Annotated in this window: 19 protein-coding genes; 17 read left to right on the plus strand and 2 right to left on the minus strand. The window is 45.6% G+C overall.

From position 1 onward, the window contains the following. Window positions 1–96: 96 nt before the first annotated feature. The gene (locus GQF01_RS00010) at window positions 97–990 is read right to left on the minus strand and encodes an AraC family transcriptional regulator (RefSeq protein ID WP_161404491.1); all 894 of its coding nucleotides are present in this window, start codon (window positions 988–990) and stop codon (window positions 97–99) included. Window positions 991–1143: 153 nt separating this feature from the next. On the opposite strand from GQF01_RS00010, the gene GQF01_RS00015 reads away from it, so the two are divergent. The 5 genes from GQF01_RS00015 (at window position 1144) to GQF01_RS00035 (ending at window position 5569) form a co-directional block, all read left to right on the plus strand. Beyond that, on the plus strand, window positions 1144–2049 hold the full coding sequence (locus GQF01_RS00015; RefSeq protein WP_161404708.1) for a DMT family transporter: 906 nt from the start codon (window positions 1144–1146) through the stop codon (window positions 2047–2049). 313 nt (window positions 2050–2362) lie between these two features. Beyond that, a complete protein-coding gene (locus GQF01_RS00020; RefSeq protein WP_161404494.1) occupies window positions 2363–2830 on the plus strand; it encodes a hypothetical protein in 468 nt (155 codons plus the stop codon). A gap of 315 nt (window positions 2831–3145) precedes the next feature. Continuing rightward, window positions 3146–3877 (plus strand): class I SAM-dependent methyltransferase, encoded by a 732-nt coding sequence (locus GQF01_RS00025; RefSeq protein ID WP_161404497.1) that lies wholly within the window; start codon window positions 3146–3148, stop codon window positions 3875–3877. A 157-nt stretch (window positions 3878–4034) separates the two neighbouring features. Continuing rightward, window positions 4035–4742 (plus strand): VOC family protein, encoded by a 708-nt coding sequence (locus GQF01_RS00030; RefSeq protein WP_161404500.1) that lies wholly within the window; start codon window positions 4035–4037, stop codon window positions 4740–4742. A 32-nt stretch (window positions 4743–4774) separates the two neighbouring features. Next, the gene (locus tag GQF01_RS00035; RefSeq protein WP_161404503.1) at window positions 4775–5569 is read left to right on the plus strand and encodes a Cof-type HAD-IIB family hydrolase; all 795 of its coding nucleotides are present in this window, start codon (window positions 4775–4777) and stop codon (window positions 5567–5569) included. A 30-nt stretch (window positions 5570–5599) separates the two neighbouring features. Here the strand turns inward: GQF01_RS00035 and GQF01_RS00040 are convergent, their stop codons facing one another. Next, window positions 5600–6439 carry a helix-turn-helix domain-containing protein gene (locus GQF01_RS00040; RefSeq protein ID WP_161404506.1) on the minus strand — a complete coding sequence of 280 codons (840 nt, stop codon included), beginning with the start codon at window positions 6437–6439 and terminating at the stop codon, window positions 5600–5602. A 194-nt stretch (window positions 6440–6633) separates the two neighbouring features. Here GQF01_RS00040 and GQF01_RS00045 point away from each other — a divergent pair, with 194 nt between their 5' ends. The 12 genes from GQF01_RS00045 to GQF01_RS00100 all read left to right on the plus strand — a co-directional run bounded on the left by GQF01_RS00045 (window position 6634) and on the right by GQF01_RS00100 (window position 26238). Then, complete coding sequence (locus GQF01_RS00045; RefSeq protein WP_161404509.1) at window positions 6634–7464, plus strand: phytanoyl-CoA dioxygenase family protein; 831 nt, start codon at window positions 6634–6636, stop codon at window positions 7462–7464. Between the two features lie 49 nt (window positions 7465–7513). After that, window positions 7514–8272: a phytanoyl-CoA dioxygenase family protein gene (locus GQF01_RS00050; RefSeq protein WP_161404512.1), complete on the plus strand. Its 759-nt coding sequence runs from the start codon at window positions 7514–7516 to the stop codon at window positions 8270–8272. A gap of 196 nt (window positions 8273–8468) precedes the next feature. Then, the gene (locus GQF01_RS00055) at window positions 8469–10730 is read left to right on the plus strand and encodes a helix-turn-helix domain-containing protein (protein ID WP_161404515.1); all 2262 of its coding nucleotides are present in this window, start codon (window positions 8469–8471) and stop codon (window positions 10728–10730) included. Window positions 10731–10914: 184 nt separating this feature from the next. Continuing rightward, window positions 10915–11889, plus strand: a complete 975-nt coding sequence (locus GQF01_RS00060; protein WP_407945377.1) for an ABC transporter permease — start codon at window positions 10915–10917, stop codon at window positions 11887–11889. Window positions 11890–11901: 12 nt separating this feature from the next. After that, window positions 11902–12774: a carbohydrate ABC transporter permease gene (locus GQF01_RS00065; RefSeq protein WP_161404518.1), complete on the plus strand. Its 873-nt coding sequence runs from the start codon at window positions 11902–11904 to the stop codon at window positions 12772–12774. Between the two features lie 96 nt (window positions 12775–12870). Further along, a complete protein-coding gene (locus tag GQF01_RS00070; protein WP_407945378.1) occupies window positions 12871–14379 on the plus strand; it encodes an extracellular solute-binding protein in 1509 nt (502 codons plus the stop codon). Between the two features lie 234 nt (window positions 14380–14613). Next, entirely contained in the window at window positions 14614–17919 is a 3306-nt protein-coding gene (locus GQF01_RS00075) for a glycosyl hydrolase (RefSeq protein ID WP_161404524.1), read from the plus strand. Window positions 17920–17925: 6 nt separating this feature from the next. After that, window positions 17926–19458 (plus strand): sulfatase family protein, encoded by a 1533-nt coding sequence (locus GQF01_RS00080; RefSeq protein WP_161404527.1) that lies wholly within the window; start codon window positions 17926–17928, stop codon window positions 19456–19458. A gap of 721 nt (window positions 19459–20179) precedes the next feature. Further along, the gene (locus GQF01_RS00085) at window positions 20180–21148 is read left to right on the plus strand and encodes an ABC transporter permease (RefSeq protein WP_202555928.1); all 969 of its coding nucleotides are present in this window, start codon (window positions 20180–20182) and stop codon (window positions 21146–21148) included. 54 nt (window positions 21149–21202) lie between these two features. Further along, on the plus strand, window positions 21203–22069 hold the full coding sequence (locus tag GQF01_RS00090; protein ID WP_161404533.1) for a carbohydrate ABC transporter permease: 867 nt from the start codon (window positions 21203–21205) through the stop codon (window positions 22067–22069). A gap of 65 nt (window positions 22070–22134) precedes the next feature. Further along, entirely contained in the window at window positions 22135–24507 is a 2373-nt protein-coding gene (locus GQF01_RS00095; protein ID WP_328803366.1) for a helix-turn-helix domain-containing protein, read from the plus strand. Between the two features lie 171 nt (window positions 24508–24678). Continuing rightward, a complete protein-coding gene (locus GQF01_RS00100; protein WP_161404539.1) occupies window positions 24679–26238 on the plus strand; it encodes a type 2 periplasmic-binding domain-containing protein in 1560 nt (519 codons plus the stop codon). The last annotated feature ends 33 nt before the right edge of the window (window positions 26239–26271 follow it).

Here is a 26271-nt window from a genome sequence, read left to right on the forward strand (position 1 = left end):
GAAGAACCTTACAAGGAGAAATCCTCGTAAGGTTTTTTTTGTTGTTAATCAAGACATTGAAAGTGGCTGTCTTTTCCCCGTTAACGGACAGATTACTTATGAAGTCAGCTCATTTCTAATTTTGCGGAATTCTTTAGGTGTAATGTCACGATGTTTTTTAAAAGATTGGATAAAATGATTTACATGATTGAAACCAACTCTCTGGGCAATTTCGGTTATCGTATATTCAGTAGATTCTAACAGCTCTACGCTCTTTTTAATACGGTACTTGACCAAGTAGTAGTAAGGAGTCATATGAATGCTGTTTTTAAAACTGCGAGTGCACTCCGAAACACTCAAATGAGCTGTCTCAGCAATTTCCTTCAAAGTAATATGGTTTGTATAATTTTGATGGATAAAGCTAAGCATTAATTGCAGTCTTTCTTGTTGGTGTCTGCTATGTTTAGAGGACTCCTCTGAAGAAAGGGATATATTAGATATTAGTAATAGCCACAACTGAACCGTTTTGATGGAAACCTCATACTGCCATCCCCAGTTTTTTTTCTTTTCAAATTCATTCTTCATATACCAAAGTATTTGCAAGATTTGTTTGTGCCACTCCGCGTCTCCTTTGATTTCTATTGATAATAAGTAAGAATTCGTATAAGGATGTACATAACTTTTTTCCATGGCACTTTCTGAATAAAAGGCTAGCAGCTTCTCCGGAAAATTGAAACTTACATATTGACCGTCATGGGTTAGGTACGTAACAACGTGAAGGACACTCTTATTGATAAAAATGGCCTGACCGGTTTCTAAGTCATAATCGATACCGTTGATTTGTATAGTTAATTTCCCATTGGTCACTAAAGTAATTTGTAATTCTTCGTGCCAATGTAAATCGTTAACTCCTCTGCCTTCAGGTATAGATCCTTGATTAGAATGAGTGTACATCATATATGGAAATGCCTCGTCAGGATACTGAATGGTTTCGTGCAACTGCTTTTTCAACGTACATGCCCCTTTGTCTGACGATATTTCAATATAAATGAATGATATTATTACACAAAAAAAACGTTGATGATGATATTATTATATCCAGCTTCGGCTTACCATTACAATTTCTGTGCACAGATAATTGTTAAACAGCTTGGAGGAACTATGATTAAATTGAATAAAGCTTTTTTATCTTCTCATCCGTTTATTTTGTTATTTATCAGTATATTGTCCGTTTCAATTTCTTCCATTATGATAAAATTTTCTAATACACCCACATCTGTAGCCGGGATGTACAGATTGTTTATTTCCGTAACGATCTTGCTCCCTTTTGTACCTTGGAAAATGTTTCGTTCCTTAGCTATGAGTAAAAAGGATTGGAGTATCGTTATTTTAGCCGGTATTTTTCTAGGGTTACACTTTTTATTCTGGATGGAATCATTGACCTATACCTCAGTTGCAAGCTCCATGGTTATCTTGTCGTTACAACCATTGTTTGTCATGATCGGTTCTTATTTCTTGTTCAAGGAGCAAGCTAACCGGCTCACCGTTTTTTGCTTGATTGCTGCTCTTTTGGGATCAGTCCTTATCGCTTGGGGAGACATAGGGATTTCAAAAGAAGCGCTAATTGGAGACGGCTTATCGTTAATAGGCACACTTTCTGTTTCAGCATATCTGTTGGCAGGTCAGCAAGTAAGCCGCAAAATGGATTCAAATGTGTACAGTATTTTCGTTTTTTTTATTGGTGGTATCATCATGCTCATCTACAATTTATTAAATAACTACTCTTTTATTGAATATGACTCGTCAGACTGGACTTATTTTTTGCTGCTTGCAATCATCCCAACTCTTTTTGGACAATGTATTTTTAATCTATTGTTAAAATCAATCGGAGCAACGACCGTCTCAGTAGGTATTATTGGAGAACCTGTTCTTGCTATTATTCTTGCGTATCTGTTATTAGGTGAAACAATTTCATTATTTCAGTTCTTCGGCGGTATGATGACTTTATTCGGTATGGGAATGTATTTTTGGTCAAAATCTTTAAAGTACAAGGTTCAAAATATCGATTGAGTCATGAGTATTTGTTTTTATCTAAGGAGGTTTTTATCATCGAAATTGTTATAATTTTTTTAATGTTTAGTATTGTAATTGGACTAATTAGCATAGACAGAAGCTTAAGACTCAAATTAAAGAATGATGAAATAATTATTGCTAAACTAAATGAAATAACAGAAAGGACAAAGTAGGAGATCTAGTCACTTATCTAGCTTGATATTTATTTGTTCATAAGCTTTAACCTAACTAGTTAATCCTAATTCGAACATGCAACCAAGTGTTTCGACAATCGTAATACAGCATATACTGATGTACGGAGGTGCTTGAGATGGATTTTCTGAAGGATTTAGGCAAGTTGGCAGGCGATGTGACAGGCAAAGTGCTTGGAGGAACTGTCCGTGTGGCAGGGGAGCTTGTTCGCAGTGATTATATAAAGGAAATCGGGAATGATGTAGAACAGGTCACGGCTAAAACTGGCGAGATCGCAGGCCACGCAGCGAGCGGTGTATGGGATTTAGGCGCAGGCCTAATTACCGCGGATAAGCAGCAATCGAAAGCTGGACTCCATGAACTTGAACAAACGGCTATCACAACAGCAAGAGGAGTTGGCCATGGCATCGAGTATGTGGTTGAGGGTGGAAAAGATGTCGTGACAGGCTTCAAGGACAGCGATAAAACGCGGCTGAAAGACGGCGTGAAAAAGCTGGGAAAAGCAGCTGCTATTAGCATTCTGGCTATTGGTGTGATCGATGTCATCGATGGTCCGGATGTACTAGATTCTTCAGGTACGGTTTAAAACTTGTGTCGTCATAAAAACAGACCCAACGAGATATCGTTGGGTCTGTTTTTAATACTAGTTAGTGTACCACAAGAGTGGTCAAGATAGCTGAATGAAGACATCTCAGTAATCGGCCTGACAACCGGTTGCCTTTTCCACGCTAAAGGGGCAGTAATGTTTAAGTATAGTCAACAATTCACTTTACCGATATTCTGCCAGTCACTTATCATTTACTTATTGTTTTGGTGCGCGCGATGATATCGGTAATGAAGGAAGTTATTCTGAAGGTGCAGATGGGATAGAAATAAGAGGTATCAAGGAGGAATCATAGACATGGCTGACAGGATATTTGAGGAGCCGAGGCTTGCAGATGTTTACGATTTGTTTGATTCATCAGAACGCCCAGATCTTGATCCGTATATCGCAATAACAGAGGAATTCTGTGCTCAATCGGTGATTGACATTGGTTGTGGAACCGGCATCCTTGCTTGTCGGCTTGCTGCACTTAGTAAAGAAGTCATTGGCGTGGATCCAGCCGCCGCTTCGCTCAAAGTCGCAAGTCGTAAGGCATATGCTGACCAGGTTAAATGGCTTCATGGAACAGCTTCGATGCTAGCTGATCTGCAAGTGGATCTAGTCATGATGACCGGAAACGCCGCTCAAGTCTTTGTAACTGATGAAGAGTGGATGTCAACACTTCGTGAATGTCGTGAAGTTATTCGACCGGGTGGACGGCTTGTATTCGAGGTAAGGGACCCTTCAAAGGAAGCATGGAAGGACTGGAATCGTGAGCAGTCCTATAAGGTAATTGAAGCAGCTGAAATCGGAAAGGTAGAGAAGTGGGTGGATCTTCTCGATGTGCAATTACCCCTAGTTTCGTTCCGTCAGACGTTCGTTTTTCAGAGGGATGGGATGATACTAACCTCGGATTCGACCTTGAGGTTCCGCAGTCAGTCCGAGATTGTCGACTCCTTATTCACGGCTAACTTACCTGTCGAGGATATTCGAGATGCACCGGATCGCCCTGGACTAGAATTCGTCTTCATCGCTCGCTGCCCAGACTAAGAGCGGAGTAATCGGAGGGTATTTCCAATATGTGTTAATATTAGTGGAGTAGGAATTAAAGTTCTTAAAGGGGGAAAGCTTTATAATTACTCATTACGAACAACTTCAATTAAAGACAGTCTCCATTCAAGGGGTCAAACAATTTTACTGTGAGCAATTGCAGTTCCCAATTATTTTTGAAACGAAAGACGAAATATGTTTTCAACCAATTGAAAACTTTAAAATATCGTTTAAAGAAGCGATGGAACCAATAGCTGCAGCTCATTTTGCTTTTGAAGTGCCACTTTCGGAATTTGAAAATGTGGTCAATTTGCTCAAAAGTAAGGGGATTCAACTATTAAAATGGTCTGATGGCAGATATATTGATAATTTTGAAACTGGTAAAAACGTTTACTTTCGAGATGGTGATGGTAATCTGCTAGAGATTATCACACATCATTATGTCAAGGAAGGAATACTTTCCCCAGCAGGAGATTTTAAATTGCTGTACCTTAGAGAAATTGGATTTCCGGCAGATAGTGTTAAGGAATTTAGAGAATTTTTTGTAGACATTTTTGAGTTAAGACTTGATAAAGTAAGAGATGACTTTACTTTTGCAATAGGCGGCACATCGCATATGGTCATACCTTCAAAAAAGAGAAAATGGATACCAATAGAAATGGTTGCTTTACCACCAACTATGAATGTCATATTCGGAGTAAGTAGTACGGATTTTGTTAGTAAGGTTAGTAAAAAACTGACAGAAAAAGGTGTGCCATTTTTAAGGCGAGATGGTCATCTTCATTTTAATTTTAAAGAGTACAATATTAGTTTAAAAGTAACGAGTTTCAATCCAGAAATACCCGCGCTTTTGAATTTACCTTAACTTGGATAATTGAACCTGCGGAGGGGACATAAATGGTAGAGATACAGGCAATTGTACTAGACTTGGACGGAACATTACTGGATAGTAATAAATCTATATCTCCTCGAAATTATAGTGCTGTTAAAAGGTGTTTTGATTCCGGCGTTCCTATTATTGTTGCTACGGCACGACCTCCTAGAGCGGCTGAACAATTTGTAAAGGCTATTCCTTTTGTAGATTACATGGTTTTCTACAATGGTGCCCTAGTAACATGTAAATCCAAGCAGACTCAGCAGCACATTAGCATCCCTGCAGAGGTTAGCCAACAAATTAACGAATTCATTAGGTTGAATGAACCTCAACAAGTAATTACATATGAAGTAAATGACTTGTGGTACACGTGCACACCAGTTCCCGACACAGTGAGTGCTCAGTTCGGTGCCCGTTCGAGTGAACCTAAACCGCAGGTAGTTGATGATGATTTTATCCGTACAATCTCCCCGACAAAAATACTAGCTCTTGGTTATAGTGCATGGAGAGATATTAGCCAGAAGTTCGGTGACCAGGTCAATGTAATCGCAACCGATGGAGGCGTATTGGTTCAAATTATGCATAAATCAGCATCCAAAGAAAATGCAGTCAAGTCGGTATTAAATGATATCGGAATAGATTCGGAACATGTCATGGTTTTCGGAGATGATTTTAACGATTTGGGACTTTTCCATATGTGTGGATTTCCAGTTGCAATGGGGAATGGGATAACGGAACTCAAAGATTGTGCCAAGTACGTTACGGAATCAAATGATCATGACGGTGTTGCTGTAGCACTTGAGAAATTTGTACTGTAAATGGAGCGAGTTGTTACATTGGACAAGTTATCACTCAAGAGGATCAATATCTTGCCCAGGCTTGGAATCGCCATAATTGCTTGTGGCTGGCCGTCCTTTGTAGCGAAAGCTGGACGGAGGCGCTCCATGATGAGATTTGAACATTTTGCTGAAATGGTATACGTCAGTGAAGCCGAGTGCGCTGGAAACCTCCGTAATATTCATCGAGGTCTCGGACAGAAGGAATCGTGCCCGTTCCATGCGGACTCGCGTAATGTACTCCCTTAACGAGTAACCCGTGTATTTCATAAACAGTTGGCTCAAGTAGCGCGGAGAAACACTGACGTTTTCGGCGAGGCTTGCTACGGTTATTGTTTTTTCGCCAATTTGGTCGCGAAGCTCATCCATAACTTTGTGGATGAGCTGTTTATGCATATGAGAAACAGGCGACGGTGTACTGCTTTTCTGCTGGCGCAGCATATGCAGAAGAACAAGATGCACAAGCAGGTCAAATTCTTCTTCCTGCCGATCTTCCTCGCGAAGCTGCAGCTCAACAATTCGTTGTAGGCAGGTTTCCGGTAAGGTGGTGTCCTCTAGCCGTACATGCCTCTCGGGAAGAGCAACGTCCAGCCCCGGTTGGATGATAAAATGGATGAAGATGACGGTTAACCGATGATCGAGTTCCTGAGTTGCTTTCACTTGATCGCCGGGCCGGATTAAGAAGCAGGAGCCTTTCGTGATCGGGTAATTTACGCCATTGATAATCATTTGCCCTCTTCCTTCTATCGCATACCAGAGGTCGTAATCGGGCATGGGGGTTGAACGTGACCATTCCCAACCTGGTTCGCAGCGAGATTTTCCCACGGAACCGTTATATAAGAAAGTGATCATCGCAAACACTCCTCCAAGAAATGACGTTTGGTTCCATTTAATCATAAGCTTCGACTGTAATCAACGAGTTTATGAATGTCGGCCATATGCAGATTTATACAAAAAAGTAGCTCTTCCATCCATTTCCATCCATGCAGTTAAACGTTATTGTAAAGGTAACGAATGTAAGTTTATCACTCTGCAGGAGGGATTCTATGAGTACAAATGTACAAAATACAGATGATATTAACGCACGCATGTATCGATTCGACAATGTGCATCAACCGTTAGCATCAATCCATGATTTTACGGATGAGTACATCAAACAGTACAAGGAAACGGGATTCATTGCCATCGAGCAAATACTGACGGCCAAGGAAGTCGGGCAGTCGATTGATGCTGTTATGGATAATATTTTTAACCGTGATACGAAGGTTAAACTGCAATTCACTAAACCGCAGAGTGAGTTAAAGACTGATGATGAACGAGAGTTTGCCGTAAGAAAGCTGTATAACTTTGTGGAATTCGATGAGTCGCTGCGAGCAATAGCCTATCATCCGGCTATCCTATCTGTTGTTGAGCGATTGCTCGGCGAAGAAGTGAATCTCGTTCAGGACCAGGCTCTATTGAAACCTCCCTTCGGGGGAGCGGAGAAGCCATGGCACCAAGATATGGCTTACAACAACTTGACTTGGAAGAAGCCAGTGGTTGGCGTTTGGATCGCACTTGACGAGGCGGGACTCGACAACGGCTGCATGCACGTTATCCCACGCTCCCATATGGGCGGAGCGACACCGCATTACGCTGTTCGAGATTGGCAGATCTGCGACACGAACGTGCCGGTAGATAAGGACACGGCTGTTCCACTCCAGCCGGGCGGAATTCTGTTCTTCCATGGGCTGTTGTACCACGGCACGCCGAATAATCATTCCTCCAAGCGTCGTCGATCGCTGCAGTTTCACTATGCTCCGAAATCGGCAGAGAAAATGTCCGCCGGGGAATACAAACGAATTTTTACAAATGAGATGACTTCTGCAGAATGTTGAGACTTGCTCCTATCCAATTATGAATTCAGATAAGGGAGAGTGTTCTAGCATGGGTGATACGTTGTCGTTCGAGCAATGGCGGACCTACGAAGAGCAAGGATACCTAAGGCTTGGAAAAGTTTTGACAGAGGATGAAGTGACAGCGCTTACCAGTAGGATAGATGAGATTATGCTGGGAAAAGCAGAAATAGATTATGACAAGTTGATGATGCAGCGAGAAGAAGGGGAAGGGTACGAACAGTCGGCGCAGACGTTGGGTTTTAAGGGAGCAACGCTGAACTATCGGAAAATCCAGAATCTGGAGCTCGATCCCGTATATTTGGCCTATATGAAGAAGCCTGTGTTTCGCTCCATTGCCGAAAAAATATACGGAATTCACACTAGAGTGGCTTGTTATCGCGCCATGTTTATGAACAAGCCCGCCTTTCATGGGACTCGTCTGGTTTATCATCAGGACCGATGGTCCAATTTGGATCGTGATCCATTGTTGACCATATGGACAGCTTTGGACCCAGCTACTCGTGAAAACGGCTGTGTGCAAGTATATGAAGGCACGCACCGGAATCTGATGAATCCGAGTGATCCATCCGGATTTCTGACCAAGGAGCAGATTGAGGATTTGACTGTAAATAGGGAGCCGGATTATTTGGAGCTCCAACCCGGTGAAGCCGTTTTGCTTCATAACTGGACGATTCATGGTTCGGAAGGCAATCGCAGCAGCAAATCGCGTAGGGCCTTCAGCGTATGTTACATGGATGCCGATACGATATCCCGGCCAGCGGAACAGTTTTCAGCTATTTTTGATTAATTCGAACAATCCATATCAAATCAAGGACATCGGATCCTCCTCCGATGTTTTTTTGTGTCTCTTCCATGTTGTTCCAAACAGGATTCGACAACAATTTTCAATCCAATATACTATGCTGAATGAATGGAAATTAGCGGAAAATAACTTTTTCTGCTATTTGTCAATCTAGTTAAAGGTGCAGGAGGGACTGATATTGATGAAAATGAGCTGGTATCATCGCATGCTGCTGTCTTACGCTCCCCTATTTTTCGTTGTCATTTCCGTCTTAATCTTTTCTTTTTTCTCGATATTAAATAATTCGGCACAAAAACAAATCGCGATGACGGATGACTCCATTGCGACCAAGGTCATGCAGGCAGTTGACGCGAATCTGAAAGCTTCCGAACAAATGACGATCAAAGAAATTTTTACAGATGAGAAGTTAAAAGATTTCTATACGTATGCGGCAGGCGATAAAACGCTTTTTGATTACTTTGTGATTTCACATAAGCTGGATGATTTCTCTTCCATGTTGCCTTTTTCCAGTTCCATATATATGTACAACGAACAATCGGGCAAAATATTATCCAGAAATGGCTTATCCGACTTGGATCAGTTCGGGGACCGTGACTTCCTTCTTGCTGCCTATCAGTCGAGGACGTCGCCGCCCGGGTGGACGAGTCCAAGAAGTTATCGCGAATTTATTCATGATTCAAGTGAAGAGCAAGTGGTGTCATTAGTCAAGTTTTTCCCCATAGACGGTATCAAACAGGGGGCTGTTGTGGTCAACATCCGCGTTCGTTCATTAGTTGGGTTCATGAAAGATTTAACGCGATATGATGCCGGCTTCATTCGGCTGCTGACCTCTAACCTAGAGCCTTTTGACCGGAGCTTGACGCTGCAAAGCCAAACCACATCCGTACAAGAACTGAAGCGGAAACAGATCCATTCCGACTATACGGGGTGGCTGTATATGCCCGGTGGGCAAAGAGATCGGAAATTATCTTTCATGTCGCAGTTTAATGACCTTTGGATCATAGTGGGCATAGCGACTATCATTATTGGCGTGTTTTGGTTTACGTATATTACCCACAGGCATTACAAGCCGATCCAATCCATTGCGGTAAGAATCAATGATTACACGAAGCGAAAAAGCAGCGAGCTAGTTAAGCATGCGGGGGTCGACGAACTGAAATTTATCGAATTGGCCATTGATAACTTGTTAGAAAAGACAAGCCAGTATGAGAAACTACATAACGATGATTTACTGATTCGTAGAAGGCAAGTATTGGCCGATTGGTTGGAAGGCCATAGGATCATGAACGAAACGGAGTGGAAGCAAGAGACGGCTAGATTGCAGTTACCCTCCCAGTTCAACAGGTTGGCGGTGGCGATGATGGAAATCGACCGATACTCTCATTTCATAAGTGACTATAGCTCAAGCGACCAGTACTTGCTTAAATTTGTTGTCAGTAATGTCCTTCAGGAAGTTGCCCAAAACGAAGGGATTTTTGCTTGGAATGAGTGGGTGGAACCACAGCAAATGGCCGTCCTGTTTTACTTGAATGATCGCCAGGAGCAAGACGAGAATACCGTTTATGATTTCATGAAGAAACTGCAGGACTGGATTCTGGCCAATCTAGAATTTACGGTGTCAGTTGGAATTGGGCCAGAGACTCACACGCTTGGACACATACCACAAAGCTATGCGGAAGCCAAAAAACATCTGTCTTACAAGCCCGTCTTTGGATTAGGCTCCCTCATTGGAAGCAGGGATGTACATGCAAAAACGGAAGGGCGGATTTTCCCTCATCTGCAATCGGTTCGAATCATCGTGAAGTCGTTCCGCACGGACGACGGGCAATGGCAGACTCATATGACTTCGCTTTTTCATGCTTTAAAGAAGGGCCGCTTCTCACAAAGTGATATCAACCACATTTCCAATTACTTCATGTATCATCTGAATAAAGAACTGATGGAAATGACAGGAGAGGCACAGGAACTGTGGACCACAGAGTATAAGCCGGTTCTTGAAGCCTTGGTGGAGCACTCTGAGAAACTGGAAGAATGGCATGAGCGGTTAGTTATGCTGCTTTCCGAGCTTGAACCCCGTGTTCGAGCTGCCCGCTACGCAAGGAACAATCATGAACTCATCTGCCAAGTTAAAGTGTATATCGAAACGCACTATGTCGACTCCGATCTATCCCTAAACAGGATTAGCGACCATTTTGAAATGAACCCTCGATATTTAAGCAAGTTGTTTAAAGAGGAGTTCGGGGAGAAGTTTATTGATTATTTGCTGCGGATTCGTTTGGAGGAAGCTCAGAGATTACTCCTTAAGACCGATTTATCGGTACAACATATCGCAGAACGAGTTGGCTATGTTCATGTCATTTCCTTTCACCGGGCTTTCAAGAATGTGGTAGGTGTTCCCCCTGGAGACTTTCGCAAGAAAACGGAGGTAAATAGCCTTCAATAAGCAGATTGGATACGTTAAAATAGCAAGCGCTTTCAATTTTATTCGGAAATGTTAAGGTGTGAGAAAAGGTTAAGGACTTGAATTAGGCACTTTCTTACTTTTCGATAAGCGGCGATTCATGTTAATTGAATGTTGACCTAGCTTGAATTATTGTGAAAACACAATGATGAAAAGGAGGGATTGCATGCCTAGTAATGAACCTGCAATGGACAAAACGCTAGCTTCTCAGTACACCATTCGCTCGTCAGCGTTAAAAAAAAGCAGGAGACTTTTTTTGAATCAGGATTGGCAGTTGTACGCATTGCTGTCTTTACCTATGCTGTATTTTCTAATCTTCAAGTATATCCCGATGTATGGGGTAACGATCGCCTTTAAAGATTTCAATATGTTCCAGGGAATATGGAAGAGTCCTTGGGTCGGTCTGGATGCTTTCCGTGAAATATTCTTAATGAAGGATTTCTACAAGGTGCTGCGAAACACGATGCTGCTTAATCTTCTCGACTTGGTGGTTTCCTTCCCAGCACCGATCATCTTGGCTGTATTATTGAACGAAATCCGGATCAAATGGTTTAAGAAGGGGGCACAAACCGTCTTATATCTGCCTCACTTTATTTCATGGGTTATCATCGGAGGCATGGTGTATCAGCTGCTATCCACAAATACAGGGCTGGTAAATATATTATTGAAGTCCTCTGGAATGAAAGCGATTCCATTTCTCACTGAGCCCATCTATTGGGTAATCACCTATGTGGGAGCGGGTGTGTGGCAAAATGCTGGCTGGGGCACAATCATTTATTTGGCAGCTTTGGCCGGAATAAATAAAGAGTTATATGAGGCTGCGGAAGTGGACGGAGCAGGGCGACTGCGTAAGATTTGGAACATAACGCTTCCTGGGATTAAACCAACCATTATGATTTTGCTGATCATCAATATTGGGCATATGGCCAGCATCGGTTTCGAGCGTCCCTTTGTTCTGGCGAATCCGCTAGTTACAGACGTGTCCGATGTTATAAGTACCTTCGTTTATAAGGTCGGGATAAATTCTGCCAGGTTTACAATCGCTACGGCTATTGGATTATTTCAGGCTGTCGTCGGGTTGATCTTCCTGTTGTCATCGAACTATATTTCCAAAAAAGTGACTGATCAAGGAATTTGGTAAGGGAGGCGTCTAATGAAAGTCAGGGCCAGCGACAAGATTATTGATAGCTGTATCATCCTGCTTGTAACCGTGGCATCCTTCGTATGCCTTGTTCCTATCCTTCATTTGATCGCGGTCTCGTTAAGCTCCAATGCGGCGATCTTATCCAACAAGGTAACGGTATTCCCGGTAGAATGGAGCACTCTGGCCTATGAATCTGTGTTTAAGGATGCCAAGATGGTTAGCTCGTTATTTTTCACCATTGTACTTGTGGCTGTATTCACGGTAGTGTGCATGATCATGACGATTTGCGCAGCTTATCCGCTTACGAAGAAAAAGCTGAAGGGCCGGGATTTCTTTTTGATTCTTATCGTGTTTACGATGTTTTTCAGTGGAGGATTAATTCCGGAATATTTGCTTGTAAAATCATTAAAGTTGACGAACACCCTCTGGGCATTAGTACTGCCCGGCATGATTAACGCTTTTTATCTCATCATCCTGAAGTCCTTCTTTTCCTCCATTCCAGAGGAGCTCGAAGAGTCTGCACGGATTGACGGAAGCTCGCATTTCGGAACGTTATTCCGGATTGTGTTGCCACTTTCGTTGCCGGTACTCGCAACATTGAGTTTGTTCTATGCGGTAGGCCGTTGGAACGGGTTCATGGATGCGCTCTTTTATATTACCAATCAAGATCTGTACCCGATTCAGCTGAAGTTGTACCAATTGGTCATCAGTAATCAAATGAGCGATGCGACCGCGACGGAAGGAATGAGTGCTATGGCCCCAATTCCCGAAAGTCTAAAAGCGGCTAGTATCATGTTTGCCACGATTCCGATTTTGCTCGTATATCCTTGGCTTCAACGATATTTTATTTCCGGGATTATGGTTGGCGCAGTGAAGGGTTGATTGATTCATAAGATGAGTTCCCATTCTATATGAAAAAGGGAGTTGAATGATTTGCGCAATCAAAAATCGCTTATCCGGACAGTTAGCAGTTCACTCATGGTCATGTTATTGGCAGGTATGGTTACAGCCTGTTCTAGCGCAGGGGGTGCAGATGGAAGTGGGACTAAGGGTGATCCGGTAACTCTGAAAATAGAGCTCTTCGACCGTGGCAACACGCCGCCTGGCGCTCCGCCGCTTACGGAAAGTTACTTTGTCAAATACATGCAGGAAAAGTTTGGCGACCCGAATAATATCAAACTGCAATTTGTAACCGTTCCGCGAACCGAGGAAGTGCCAAAACTGAATGTGCTGATGTCGGCCAATGAGGCGCCGGACATTATATTTACCTATAGCGATCCCGCTGTTCAGAATTGGGTGAAACAGGGAGGGCTGACCGAGCTTGGCGATTTGATCAACCAACACGGTCCGAATTTGAAGAAATATCTCGGAGATAAGCTCTTGAGCTACGGTAATTTTGATGGCAAACAGTTCACGATCCCAGCGAAAAGAATTATTATTGCCAGCTCAACGCCGATCATGCGGAAGGACTGGCTGGACAAGCTGGGTATGCAGCCACCGAAAACCACCGATGAGTTCTATACCGTATTGAAAGCATTTAAGGAGAAAGATCCAGGCAACACGGGCGGAAAGGTTATTCCTTATGGCATTCGGTATAACAACAACCTGGATCCGCTGGTTCGGACGTTCTGGAAGAAAATGACGGAAGAAGAGTATTACTCTCTTCCAGATCTGATGAAACCAGGCAATAAAGATGGTTATAAATATTTGAACAAGCTGTATAACGAAGGCTTAATTAGCCCTGATTTTGCGCTGGACAAAGATGGTAAGAAATTTCAGGCTGATTTAGTGAATGGACTGATCGGATTTGCGATCACCAATACCAACGAACCTGTCTATCAGTCGTATTATTCCACCCTGCAGAAGAATGTTCCGAGTGCCACGCTGCTGCCTGTAGATCCGTTCACGAACTATGAAGGCAAGCATGTGAAACAGATTTACCATCCGCTGTCTGCTCATCTCATGGTACCGAAGGCTAGTAAAAGGGCCGTGGAAGCCGTTAAGTTCCTAAACTGGATGTCGGATTATAAAGTTATCTTCGACTTGCAGAACGGGACGGAAGGGGTTACCTACAAAAAAGGTGATGACGGCATTCCAGTCATTATGGATACCGATGAAGCCAAGAAGGTGATGTACAATTATTTGGATTACAGCATGCTGATCAATGGTAAAGATATGGGCGATCAGGAAAAAACACTAAAAGCAAACGCGGCTGATCCTAAATATAAAGACTTCACCATGAATAGTATCAAGGTTGGCGATCAGGACGGACAATTGCCGGCACGTTTTGACAGACCCATAGAAGCACAAATTAAATACAATCAAACCTTGGGTGATAAAGCCATTGAAATCTTCGTGAAGACGGTAACGGCTAAGCCGGCGGATTTTGATAAGCTTTACGACGATATGGTTGCGGAATACATGAAGACCGGCGGTAAAGAGGTCATGGAAGAACAGAAGAAAGCGTATCAGGATATGAAAAAGTAGGATAGCTGCAAAAATAAAATCCACAAGGCTGCCAGTAAAGATGGGCAGCCTTTTTGCGTATTTGCCCGTCATATGGGCATGATTTCGCAAGGATGTGCTAACCGGGCAAGATAGTTGCAGAAAGAATCATGCGTGTCAAAATAGTGCAATTGATAGAGCAAAGTGACTTCCTTTATAGTGTTTAATAGATGAAGCAATGTTTCATATATGCACTTGCCGAGGAGATGAGCTTGCATGGCCCAGTTTAATATGCAGTCTTTTGCACAGCCGGAAGCGGAGTACCGGATTCATCCGTTTTGGTTTTGGAATGGGGAAATGGACGATGAGCAGATTCGTTATCAAATTGATGAGATGGCTGATAAAGGTTTGGGCGGATTTTTCGTCTGTGCGAGACAGGGACTTCAGATACCATACTTATCCGATGCTTGGTTTCAGAAAGTACGTGTAGCGGTCGAAGCGGCCGAGCGCCGCAAATTGCAGGTATGGCTCTACGATGAGTACCCGTATCCGAGCGGGATCGCTGGCGGTGAGGTGACGCTGGAGCATCCGGAGGCTAAGCACTATACACTCGAGCATCGGGCCCAGCGGGTGCAGGGCGGAGAGCATCTGTCCATGGAGCTCCCATGGGCGCGTATTTTGTATGCCAAAGCGATTCCTGTTAGCGCCGAAGGTGTCAAGCTTTGGAACGAGGCGGTGGATGTCCGTTCATCCATCGGGAACTTCCAAGCGGATCCCATTTTTCAGAAAGCGGGCTTGACGAGTTACAATCAGAAGCGATTCTTTACTTACCGTACGATTCAAAAGATGGAATGGACGGTGCCCCCTGGTGATTGGGAAGTGCTGATTATGCAGGAGAAGGAAATCGAAGACTTCAAGTATTATGGGACGTTCGTCGATCCGTGCAATCATGAGGCAATGGCGACATTCATTCGATTGACACACGATAAGTATGCACAGCACTTGGGTGAATACTTCGGTGGTACGATCAAGGGCATGTTTACCGACGAGATTGGGCTCTTGGGGAGCTTGCCGTGGTCGCCGAAGCTGCCGTCCTTCTTCATGGAGCAAAATGGCTATGACCTGCGGGAACATCTGCATGCACTGCTATATGAAGAAGGAGATCAGTCGGCTCGTATTCGTTATGATTACTACCAGGCTATTCATGAGCTTCTGCTCAGCGCTTATCATAAGCAGGTGCATGATTGGTGTGAACAGTATGGCCTTCAATATGTCACCGAAGTGCCGTCAGTACGGCACACCACTCAGCGGTACAGTCACGTTCCCGGCGGGGATACCGCGCATGAAAAGCTCGGGCGTTCGCTGGACTGGATTTTGAATAATCAGGCGGAAAGCTTCCGTTCCAGCGCCAAAATGGTCAGTTCCATTGCCCGGCAATTCGGCCGTGAGCGCAACTTAATTGAGTGCTTCCATAGTGTAGGATGGTCAATGACTCTCCAGGACGCGAAGTGGATGATTGATCGTATGGCTGCGCAAGGTACGAACTTTTTTAACTTTCATGCCTTTTTCTATACACTTGATGCGCTAATGAAACATGACGCGCCGCCTTCTCAGTTTCTGCAAAATCCATATTGGGCGCATTTCAGACAACTCGGCGATTACGTCGGACGGATCAGCTATGTTATGAGCTGCGGCGATGCGGACATTCGTACAGCGGTACTTCAACCAACAACATCGTTGTGGGCCTATATGGGCAATCCCTTCCACCATTTTGATTATGGCGGTAACAATGCCGATGAGAAGCGCAAGCTTAACGATCTGAAAGCGTGGTGGACACGCATTTGCAACGAACTGACCTATGGCGGCAGGGACTACGATCATTTGGATACAGGACTGCTCTCGGAAGCAGTGGTGGAGAACGGTCTGATTAAGCTAGGCAATGCCAGCTATACCAACGTAATTGTGCCGCCAATGACCAATCTGGAGAGTGGCGCATGGGCGAAGCTAGAAATGTTCCTTGCGCAAGGTGGAACGGTTATCAGCATGGGGCAATTGCCGTATCAAGCAATCGAAACCAGTGGCTGGGACGCGGCTTCCTCAGCAAGCGTCTTCGGTTTGCAGCAGCCTAGCGGCGAGCAATTCTGGAGCGAAAGCGCCGAATCAGCTCTGGCGTGGTCCAAAGGCGCTGCGAACGCGTATCATTTGCCGTTCGCGGCGTCAGCTGACGAAGCTGCAGTGCTAGGCAGCCTGTCTAATCTGCTTGAAGAGCTTCATCCGCTGGCAGTGAAGCTGAAATCGGCCAACGGCGGACGCAGTATTCTCATGCAGACTCGCCGAATCGATGCGGATAGTTTCCTGGTCTTCGTGAGCAATCAGGAAGAGCCAGTGCGTGATCTGTCTTTGCAAATTTCAACCGCTCTCTGGGAGGGAAATGGGGGTAATGAGGCTCTGTTTACAGAGCTATCCTTGGATCGCGGCGACGAGGCGCCTGCCCAGGCTGAACGTACGGGCAACGGTTGGGAGCTGCCGGTCGTACTGGATGCCTACGAATCCAGACTTTTCCGTATTACGCGCAGCTCAGCTGCCAAAGCCCTGCCAGACAAACCTTGGCAGCTCAAGGTTGATGCTTCCGAGGCCACCTTATGGACCATGCAAACCGATGAAGATAATGCGGTGCGGTTGGATGCGTTTCATCTGTCGATTCTGGGTATTAACAGCTTAGAGTCGGGGTCGGAGGAGGATGCACCGTTGGTGCAAGTCAAAACGTTCATTGATCAGTGTGCGGACCTGGCTGCTTTGACGAAGTTGCCTGTACACATGAGCCAGCTGTTCGGAACGCCGATGCGCATTAGCTTGGCCTATCCACTTCAAGCCCGGTATGCGACAACCATCGTCGTAGAAAACCCGCTTGATCAGGTGTTTCTCGTGATGGATCAAGGAGCGCTTTCCGGAGAAGGATCGGTGATGATTAACGGCCATCGACTTCAGAAGTTGGATTTTGCTCGACACTTTTTGTATGACTACATGAACGTAGGCTGCGACATTACAACGTATTTGCGGCCAGGCGTCAATGAAATTTCGGTTGAGGTGACGGTCGAGAAGGATTGGCATGGTTTGATCGATGCGCTGTATCTAACAGGGAGCTTCCAAGCTGGCTTCGATGCCGAGCAGCGTCCCGTCCTGAAGCGTCCGGTCGCCTTGCAGCATCCGCTCGCGGCAAGTCCATATGCGGGTTATCCGCATTTTGGCGGAACAATGACCTTCAGCCGTGAGCTTCAGCTGAGTCGATTGCCCGAAGGGGAGAGCTTCGAGCTGACATTCGAAGGACTAGACCGCGAGTTCCACGATGTGGCAGAAGTACTGGTGAACAAGGTGTCACTTGGAGCCCGTACCTGGATGCCGTACCGCTTCAGCGGGCGTACATCGATGCTGGTGGAAGGCATGAACCATATCGAGGTTCGCGTGACCAACACGTTAATTGGTTTGCTGGAAGGGAAATATTTTGATTATGCGAAGCACGAATTGAAGCCAGTTTACACAGCCGAGCGGGTACAGTCCTACCAGAACCCAGAAGGAGAGTAAACGCCGATGCCAAACAACACGGAACAAGCTGCGCTGAAGCCGAACATTATCTTTTTCATGACGGATCAGCAGCGCTGGGATTGTATCGGTAGGTATAATTCGCATATCCATACACCGAACATTGATAAACTGACGGCACAGGGAATTACGTACAGCCAGGCGGTATGTCAGGCACCAATGTGCGTGCCAAGCCGCACATCTATGATGTTCGGCTATTACCCCTCGCAGCTCGGTGTGCGAACCAATCACGGGGGCTTGTACGATGAAGACAAGCTGCCGAGCGATCCGCTTCCGGAATTGATGCGTCAAGCAGGGTATCAGACCGCAGGTTTCGGGAAAACTCATTGGAATCATGGCGTGAAGAATCCAGTTCCTTCTACACGCGGCTTCGAAGTACGAGCTGTCGGGCTGTCCCGTGACAGTGGACATTATGAGGATGGCGCTGTCATGATGGGGGATGCCGAGCCGGAGGGGCTTGCTGCTTATTATGAAGAAACGAAAGACTATGGTGGCGGCGAAGAGAATTCCAAAGGTTATCTCGGCTGTACGAGTCAAGTACCGACGCCTTGGCACCGTGACGGATGGGTGGCCGAGCAATGTTTGAAATTCATCGATGAGGGGCTGGATGAGTCGCGGCCGCTGTTTCTGTATCTTTCCTTCTTGAAACCGCATGCCGGCTTCAATGTGCCGAAGGAATTCGAGGAGCTGTACGATATTAACGAGATCCCGGATATCGCACAGCCGCCATGGGAGCTTGAGCAAGGTACGCATCTGGCAGCGACCGATGCGGTTAATGAGAGCAGCCAGATCAACTATTGGGAGAAGCGGCATGTATGGGAAACCATGACGCCGGAGGAGCGCAAGCGGACAACGCTTCGTTATTGGGCGAATTGCTCGTGGCTTGACGATTACTTGGGCAAGGCGCTGGAGAAGCTGGAGCAGCAAGGGCGGCTAGACAATGCCTTGATCGTCTTCGTCTCCGACCATGGCGAGATGCTAGGCGAGAGACAACACCGCTTCAGCAAATATTGTTTGTATGAGAGCAGTGTCCGTGTACCGATGATCCTGGCCGGAAGCTATTTGCCGCAAGGGAAACAGGGTACGGTGGACGACCGCCCGGCCGAGCTCGTAGACCTCGTGCCGACCTTATCCAAGGCAGCGGGATTGCCGGTCAATCCGCAGCTGCCCGGGCTTGATCTGCTGGGAGAGACGCAGCGTCTTGGGACCTTCTGCGAATTTCATGGCAAAGGAGCGGAACCGCATCATTCGGCTCCTGCGTTGATGTGGAGAAAACAGGATTATAAACTGATCATGTATATGCCTGGCAAGCTCGGAGAGGCTATTGGCCGAATCGGCGAGTTTCAAGGCGAGCTGTACGATCTAGCAGCGGATCCTAACGAATGGCATAATGTGTATGCGGATGAGAATTATGCGAGGGTCCGTGAACGCATGACGGGGGAGCTTCTGATGCATTTGGCATGCGTCTGGTCCCGCGGCCCGGTCTTTTATGACCGGCATGGGCTTGCGGCGATGGAATAAAAATGAAGGGGCAGCCCAAGTGTCATTACTGACCATGGGCTGCCCCTTTTTTGACAGTTAAGAATTTATATGTGTTTGAGTATGCATGAACTTACTCCTTAATTCGTAGGCGGGGCGGACGTCTGAGTCAAGCTCATTGGATAAATTCCAACGAGTGTACGAATTTAGATGCCTAAATGGCCAGTTGATTGGAAAAAATCCAACAAAGCTATGAATTTTGGCGGGAATTAGTGTCTTTTAGCCACTTCTGTTGGATTTCATCCAATCAAAAGTAGAATGAATACTTCTGTATGGTGTTTTTATTGGATTTCATCCAATTGGAACAGAAGCCCAGGTCAAAGTGCCGCTGTAACGCTGTTTTTAACTAACATGGGGGGATTAGTTTCCGGTAGAAGTTAGGAGTTGAATTCATGGACTTCCGTCCGAATTTGCTGCCCTTTTTACAGTATTTGTATGGCGCCAGACCTGCGTCTCCTCTCCCTTAACCGTCAGGATTTTCCTGGCGGTTTTTCTTGTGCATAATAGAACGAAAATCCCTGTTGTGGCGCGCTTTTCCTTCTTTTGCACAAGATTGTCTCAACCGGCAAAATAGTCTCAGCTTCCGTTCCGGTTGCGACAAAATTGCCTTCCTCCCGGGCAATATTGTCTGATTGTAAAGGGCTGGCTTTTATTCTAAGTTGTTAATCATACGAGAAAAAAATTAGAAAGGGGAATGGAGAGGATGGCATTCGCACAACCAGAATCTACGTCATCTCACAAATCAGTGAAATCCCGAGAACGGCATAAGAGAGGCATTCTAAAGGATCTAAGGCGCGACAGGTATTTATATTTGCTGGGCCTGCCAGGCGCATTGTTTTTTCTAATATTCAAATTTGCTCCGATGTGGGGCGTGGTCATTTCATTTCAGAACTTCTCGCCGTTTGCCGGCATAACCGGTAGTGAATGGGTGGGATTCGAGCACTTCCAACGATTTTTCACCAATCCAGATTTCATGCTGCTTTTCCGTAATACGATGGCCATTAATCTATTGAACCTTGTGCTCTTTTTTCCGCTGCCCATTATACTTTCATTGCTCCTGAATGAGCTTCGCAGCGTAGTGTATCAGCGGGTCATTCAATCGATCGTCTACATGCCGCATTTCTTGTCATGGGTCATCATCTCTGGTTTGACATTCCTCATGTTTGCCAAAGGCGAAGGCTTGGTCAACAAAATGCTGGAAGGACTGGGCTTAGCTAGAATTGATTTTCTAACGAATCCAGATACGTTCTGGGGCATGCTTACCTTGCAGTCGATCTGGAAGGAATGCGGTTGGGGAACTATTTTGTTTCTGGCCGCGATGGCAAGCATTGATCCTGGGGTTTATGAAGCAGCGAAAATTGACGGGGCAAGTAGACTTCGCCAAATGTGGCATATTACACTCCCGGCGATCCGCAACGTGATCATCACACTGCTCATTTTGCGCCTCGGCCATATGCTCGATGTAGGCTTTGAGCAAGTATTCCTGATGTACAACGGCGCTGTATCTCATGTGGCTGAAGTATTCGATACCTATGTGTACCGGGTCGGTATTCAACAAGGCGAGTTTAGCTATAGTACCGCTGCTGGTTTGTTCAAATCGATTGTAGGCCTAGTATTAGTTGTAGTGGCAAACTGGATTTCGAAAAAAATGGGCGAAGAAGGGGTTTATTAACGTCCATAACTAGGAAGAGACATGGCTATAGCAATGTCCTTAGGAGGGAATTATATGAAAGTAGGACTGGGCAACCGATTGTTTAACCTTGGTAATATCGTATTGCTGGGTGTGGTCGGTATCATCACCTTTTTCCCGCTGTATTATGTGTTTGTCGTTTCTTTTACGGATCCCACGGAATATTTGAAGGAAAGCTTCGTGCTTTTTCCCAAGACGTGGTCGCTTGAATCGTATAAATTTCTGATGGCGACAGGCGCTTTTCCGAAATCAATTGGTGTAAGCGCCTACGTGACCCTTGTCGGTACGGCACTCAGCTTGGTTGTCACCGCTTCACTCGCGTATACGCTGTCCAGAAAAAGGCTTCGCGGCAGACGATTCGCCCTGATCGCAATTCTAATTACCATCCTATTCAATCCTGGTATGATCCCGAATTATATGCTGGTGCGAGAATTGCACCTCATTGACAGCCTCTGGTCGCTCATTTTACCGGCACTTGCGAGCGGTTGGAACGTCATCTTGATGAAGGGCTTTTTCGATAGTATCCCTGCCGAGCTGGAGGAATCCGCTTCGATGGATGGGTGCAACGATTTGTCGACCTTTTTCCGAATTATCCTGCCGTTGTCGCTGCCTTCGCTGGCTGCCTTCGGATTGTTTTATGCGGTCGCTTACTGGAACCAGTTCTTTAATGCTCTGATTTATATTAACGATGCCAGCAAATGGCCGCTTCAAGTTATGCTGCAAAACATATTGCTCAATGCGAATAACACGGATCTGCGGATGGACGTTTCTACGGTTCCTCCTCCGTCTGAAACATTAAAAATGGCTGCGGTTATCGTAGCGACGGTTCCCATTTTGTTGGTCTATCCTTTCTTGCAAAAGCATTTTGCCAAAGGTGCCATGGTAGGCTCAGTTAAGGGGTAACGGCCCGAAGGGGAAGGGATTCCAGTTCAAGATGTCGAATCGTGTAGAAAATTAGTTATTGGAAGGTGAGCATCTTGACTGGAATTGGGTCTGCGTTACTCAGCTATTTTCAAAAATATAAATATAACAATCGGTTTTTCTGGAAGAGTCTTGCCATGATTCTCATTATGGCCAGCATTCCGGGGCTCATTACCGGTCTCAGTATTTATGGAATCGCCACGAACAACGTGGAGGAAGAGCTCCAGGGACTTCATCAGAATCAGATTAGCAACCGCGCTGCGAATATCGACGATCAGCTGGCCTTTCTCGAAATGACGGTATCGCATTGGGCGTTCGACTCCAAGTTTGACGATAAGCTGAAGTCGCTTAACTTTGCTTATAATTACGAGACGGTTCAGGATATGTACCGGACTCTGTTGTCGCTTGAGAGTTCACATCCTTTTCTGCAGAAGGTAGAGCTGTTTCTGGACAAGCCGCGTCCACTGGTTTTTACAACGGAACGGTACAAATTTCTTAGTGATCAGACGGATATCGAGCGTTACGAGACCCTGCTTAAACATGATAAGTCGATGTTCTGGACTTTTCCGAAGCTTGAAGGAACGAACCAACTGGGACTTACGATAGTTAATAAAATTCCCGGCGACAGCACCGAACCCTTCGGTGCTCTTGTTGCCACACTCAATCAGGAAAACTTGTTAAAAGTGCTGAAAACGCTAACTCCTTATGATGAGGGGGTTACGATGCTGTTCAATGAAGAGGCCAACTGGAATTTATCGAGCAGCACCGGGCCGGATGGAGCGGAACTCGATCAAGCGCTCAAACAGGCCTACATGAAGCATCAAGCGGAGTTAGGGGAAGCAGCGGTGAACGACGCGAAGCCTGAATCCTTGTTATTTGATTATCAGAAGGTTTCATACTCTGTCTCTTATGGTCATTTTAACCGAATGGGCCAAAAGTGGGTGTATATCTCCGCAGCCCCGCTATCGTCAATTACTGCTCCGGTCGTCTCCATTTCCAAGTGGATATTGATTATTAGCTTCTCCAGTCTGCTCATTGCGCTTCTGCTTTCTTGGTTCGTGTCCCGCCGAATCTATCATCCCGTACAGCGTCTGCTGACACTGCTGTCTGGTGACAAGAGTGATGAGGTGAAGGACGAATTCGCCATGATCGAGAAGCACTGGCAGCATATGTCCAAGGAAACGGAGACGATGAGGCACAAACTTGAAGAGCAAATGCCGCTTCTGCGGGAGGGCTTTTTCCTGCAGCTGGCGCAGGGCTACTTGATTTCTCTGCAAGAGAGTGACCTGAAGGAGCGAATGAAGCGATATGGCTGGGAAACGGAGGAACGTCAATTTGTAGCGCTTGTAGTTCAATTGACGGGTTTCGCCAACCTCGAAGGAAGGTTCTCGCAGGGCGATGAAAGTCTCGTGACGTACGCGGCCTCCAACATTATCGATGAGTTGTTCAAAAGCCAATATGAGCAAGCGGAAATCATGAATTTCCACAACTTCTCGATTGGGGTCCTGCTATCCTTTCCCATCTCTCACCCGCATACTTGGCTAGAAGATGATTTGGAGCAGGTGTGTCAAGACATCATCCTAGCGATCAACCGAATTCTGAAAATGCAGGTTACGATATCGGTCAGCAAATGGGTTCACAACGTGAAACAAATTCCACATTTGTTCGAGGAAGTGAAGCAAGCGTTGGTATATCGAGATCTGCTCGACGAGAATCAGATTATTAAGACGGAGCAGCTTTCCAAGCTCAATGTCTTTAAGGAAACCGGCTATCCGTTCACCTTGGATAAAGAAGTAATTCACGCTATTCGCAACGGTCAAGAGTCTGACGCTGTCGATTTGATCGGTCAATTTATGAAGGAGTTGGCGGCGAACGGCTCGACAGAATTCATGCTTCAGCAAGGCATGCTGCAGCTCTTAGGCAGCATTCGGTATGCGTCCTTGCAATCAGGGATGAATCCCGTGCAGTTGTTCGGCAGCGTGAACTTGTTCGAGCAGCTCGCGCAAATTAAAGAGCCTGAGCAAATGCTCAAGTGGTTTCAGCACAAAGTGATTGCGGTCTTCGTGCAGGAGATGATCTCGCGGCAGGATTACCACTTCAAGCAGATCATCGAGCAGGTGATCGTTCACTTGCGTGAGCAATACATGACGCCATTGTCGCTCGAATCGTGCGCGGATTTATTCGGCACAAGTCCATATACGTTAAGCAGGGCCTTCAAACAGATAACAGGGATTAATTTTATCGATTTCTTGACGAATATCCGGATTAGCAGTGCCAAGTCATTGCTCATCGAAACGGACATGAAGATTAATGAAGTCGCTGATGCTATTGGCTATCAACACAGTTATTTCAATCGACTTTTCAAAAAGTATGAAGGGATCACACCAAGTCAATTTCGCGAGTTAAACCGCACAGAATAAGGGGTTTCGGCTTTCATGCATCGATGTGCAAGCTGCAAGATAGTCTTACATGTGCGGAAATGGGGGTACAAAAAAGTCTGATTGTCGATCAAAGTGGAATGTACTATTGTCTACCTTGTGCTCTGTTAAGGCGTTCGATACACAGAAGTTCATAACAAGGGAGGATCTCAAATGAATGTGAGAAAAAACAAAAAAGTTGTCTTGGGCTCGATGATCATGATGCTGGCACTATCTAGTGTCGTGGCTGCATGCGGTAACAAAGCGGATACAGGAAACAGCGCCGCTGGAGGAACGGAGGCACCACTAGAGGTTAACATCATGACGATTTTGCTTACGCCGTCTCCGGCAGCAGATGATAACAAAATCAAACAGGCTATTGAAAAAGCGACAAACTCCAAAATGAAAATTCAATGGGTGTCCGGTAACAACTACACAGATAAGTTGAATGTGACATTGGCGTCCGGTGATATTCCCGATTTGATCACGATTAACGATCCGTTTACGTCTGTTTTCCGTAATTCCGTAACGCAAGGCGCTTTCTGGGATTTGACCCCTTACATCAAAGATTATCCGAACCTGAGTTCCAAAGTTTCCAAAACGGCTTGGGATCTGACGAAAATGCAGGATGGCAAAAACTACGGTATTCCGCGTCCCCGCCCAGCTGAAGCCGATTCCTTCTTCATTATTCGCAAGGATTGGCTTGACAACCTGGGGATGCAGGTGCCAACAACAACCGACGAGCTGTACAGTGTTATGAAAGCCTTTGCGGAGAAAGATCCGGATAAAAACGGCAAGAACGATACAACGGGACTTGCTGCCTTCATGACGCCTCCGGCAGATATGGGAACGCTCGCGATGATTGAGAACAGCTTCACAGGCGCGAACGTGAAAAACGATAAGTGGAAGCTGGTTGACGGCAAAATCGTGAACACCGCGCTGCTGCCTGAGACTCGCAGTTCCATTGAGTACTTGACTAAGATGTACAAAGATAAGCTGCTGCCGGAAGATTTTGCATCCTACAAGCTGTCACAGGCAGCGGATCTGTTCAACGGCAATAAAGCAGGCATTATTATGGATAAAGCAGGCACGATGAACGATCACTACGAATTGTTGAAAAAAATCGATCCGAACATGAAGCCAACGGATTTCTATCCGCTCACCAATTTGAATGGATATAACCCGAAGGGTCCTGGCTTCTCCGGTATGGTTTCTATCCCGAAATCCGTGCCTGAAGCGAAAATGAAACGCATCTTGAAAATGGTCGATACGTGGATGAATGATGATGTCTTCGCCATTCAGCAATACGGCATTGAAGGTGTGGATTACACGGTCAAAGATGGTCAAAAAGTGATCAACACTGAGCAATTGGCCAAAGATAACGGTCCTGACTTTAACCAAATTGTCTATGTAGCAGATCCCTATGCGAGCTCTACGAAGGTATATTTCCCGAAAGAAGCGAACGATCTGTTTATGAAGATCCAAGATGATCGTGCCAAAACAAGCGTAGCCGATATCAGTATCGGTCTGTACTCGCCAACAGCGCAAAAGCTGCTGCCTGAGTTTGAGAAAAAAGTACAAGATTTGAAAACAAAAATCATCTTGGGCCGTGAGCCGATTACCGCATGGGATGATTTTGTTGCAAAAGCCAAAACAGATGCAGACTTGGCGAAAATGAGCCAAGAAATGACGGAAGCATACCAGAAACGCAGTGGCGGCGCAGCAGCAAAATAAGATCAAGTGCATGTTGAATTTAGCAAGGGGCGG

The organism is Paenibacillus silvestris, assembly GCF_009882985.1.
GTDB lineage: Bacteria > Bacillota > Bacilli > Paenibacillales > NBRC-103111 > Paenibacillus_E > Paenibacillus_E silvestris.

What these genes read in the sequence shown, in the direction of transcription:
- GQF01_RS00020 (WP_161404494.1), top strand. Translation starts at nt 2,363, where the DNA reads ATGGATTTTCTGAAGGATTTAGGCAAGTTGGCAGGCGATGTGACAGGC.
- GQF01_RS00025 (WP_161404497.1), top strand. Translation starts at nt 3,146, where the DNA reads ATGGCTGACAGGATATTTGAGGAGCCGAGGCTTGCAGATGTTTACGAT.
- GQF01_RS00035 (WP_161404503.1), top strand. Translation starts at nt 4,775, where the DNA reads ATGGTAGAGATACAGGCAATTGTACTAGACTTGGACGGAACATTACTG.
- GQF01_RS00040 (WP_161404506.1), bottom strand. Translation starts at nt 6,439, where the DNA reads ATGATCACTTTCTTATATAACGGTTCCGTGGGAAAATCTCGCTGCGAA.
- GQF01_RS00045 (WP_161404509.1), top strand. Translation starts at nt 6,634, where the DNA reads ATGAGTACAAATGTACAAAATACAGATGATATTAACGCACGCATGTAT.
- GQF01_RS00050 (WP_161404512.1), top strand. Translation starts at nt 7,514, where the DNA reads ATGGGTGATACGTTGTCGTTCGAGCAATGGCGGACCTACGAAGAGCAA.
- GQF01_RS00055 (WP_161404515.1), top strand. Translation starts at nt 8,469, where the DNA reads ATGAAAATGAGCTGGTATCATCGCATGCTGCTGTCTTACGCTCCCCTA.
- GQF01_RS00060 (WP_407945377.1), top strand. Translation starts at nt 10,915, where the DNA reads ATGCCTAGTAATGAACCTGCAATGGACAAAACGCTAGCTTCTCAGTAC.
- GQF01_RS00065 (WP_161404518.1), top strand. Translation starts at nt 11,902, where the DNA reads ATGAAAGTCAGGGCCAGCGACAAGATTATTGATAGCTGTATCATCCTG.
- GQF01_RS00070 (WP_407945378.1), top strand. Translation starts at nt 12,871, where the DNA reads ATGGTCATGTTATTGGCAGGTATGGTTACAGCCTGTTCTAGCGCAGGG.
- GQF01_RS00075 (WP_161404524.1), top strand. Translation starts at nt 14,614, where the DNA reads ATGGCCCAGTTTAATATGCAGTCTTTTGCACAGCCGGAAGCGGAGTAC.
- GQF01_RS00080 (WP_161404527.1), top strand. Translation starts at nt 17,926, where the DNA reads ATGCCAAACAACACGGAACAAGCTGCGCTGAAGCCGAACATTATCTTT.
- GQF01_RS00085 (WP_202555928.1), top strand. Translation starts at nt 20,180, where the DNA reads ATGGCATTCGCACAACCAGAATCTACGTCATCTCACAAATCAGTGAAA.
- GQF01_RS00090 (WP_161404533.1), top strand. Translation starts at nt 21,203, where the DNA reads ATGAAAGTAGGACTGGGCAACCGATTGTTTAACCTTGGTAATATCGTA.
- GQF01_RS00100 (WP_161404539.1), top strand. Translation starts at nt 24,679, where the DNA reads ATGAATGTGAGAAAAAACAAAAAAGTTGTCTTGGGCTCGATGATCATG.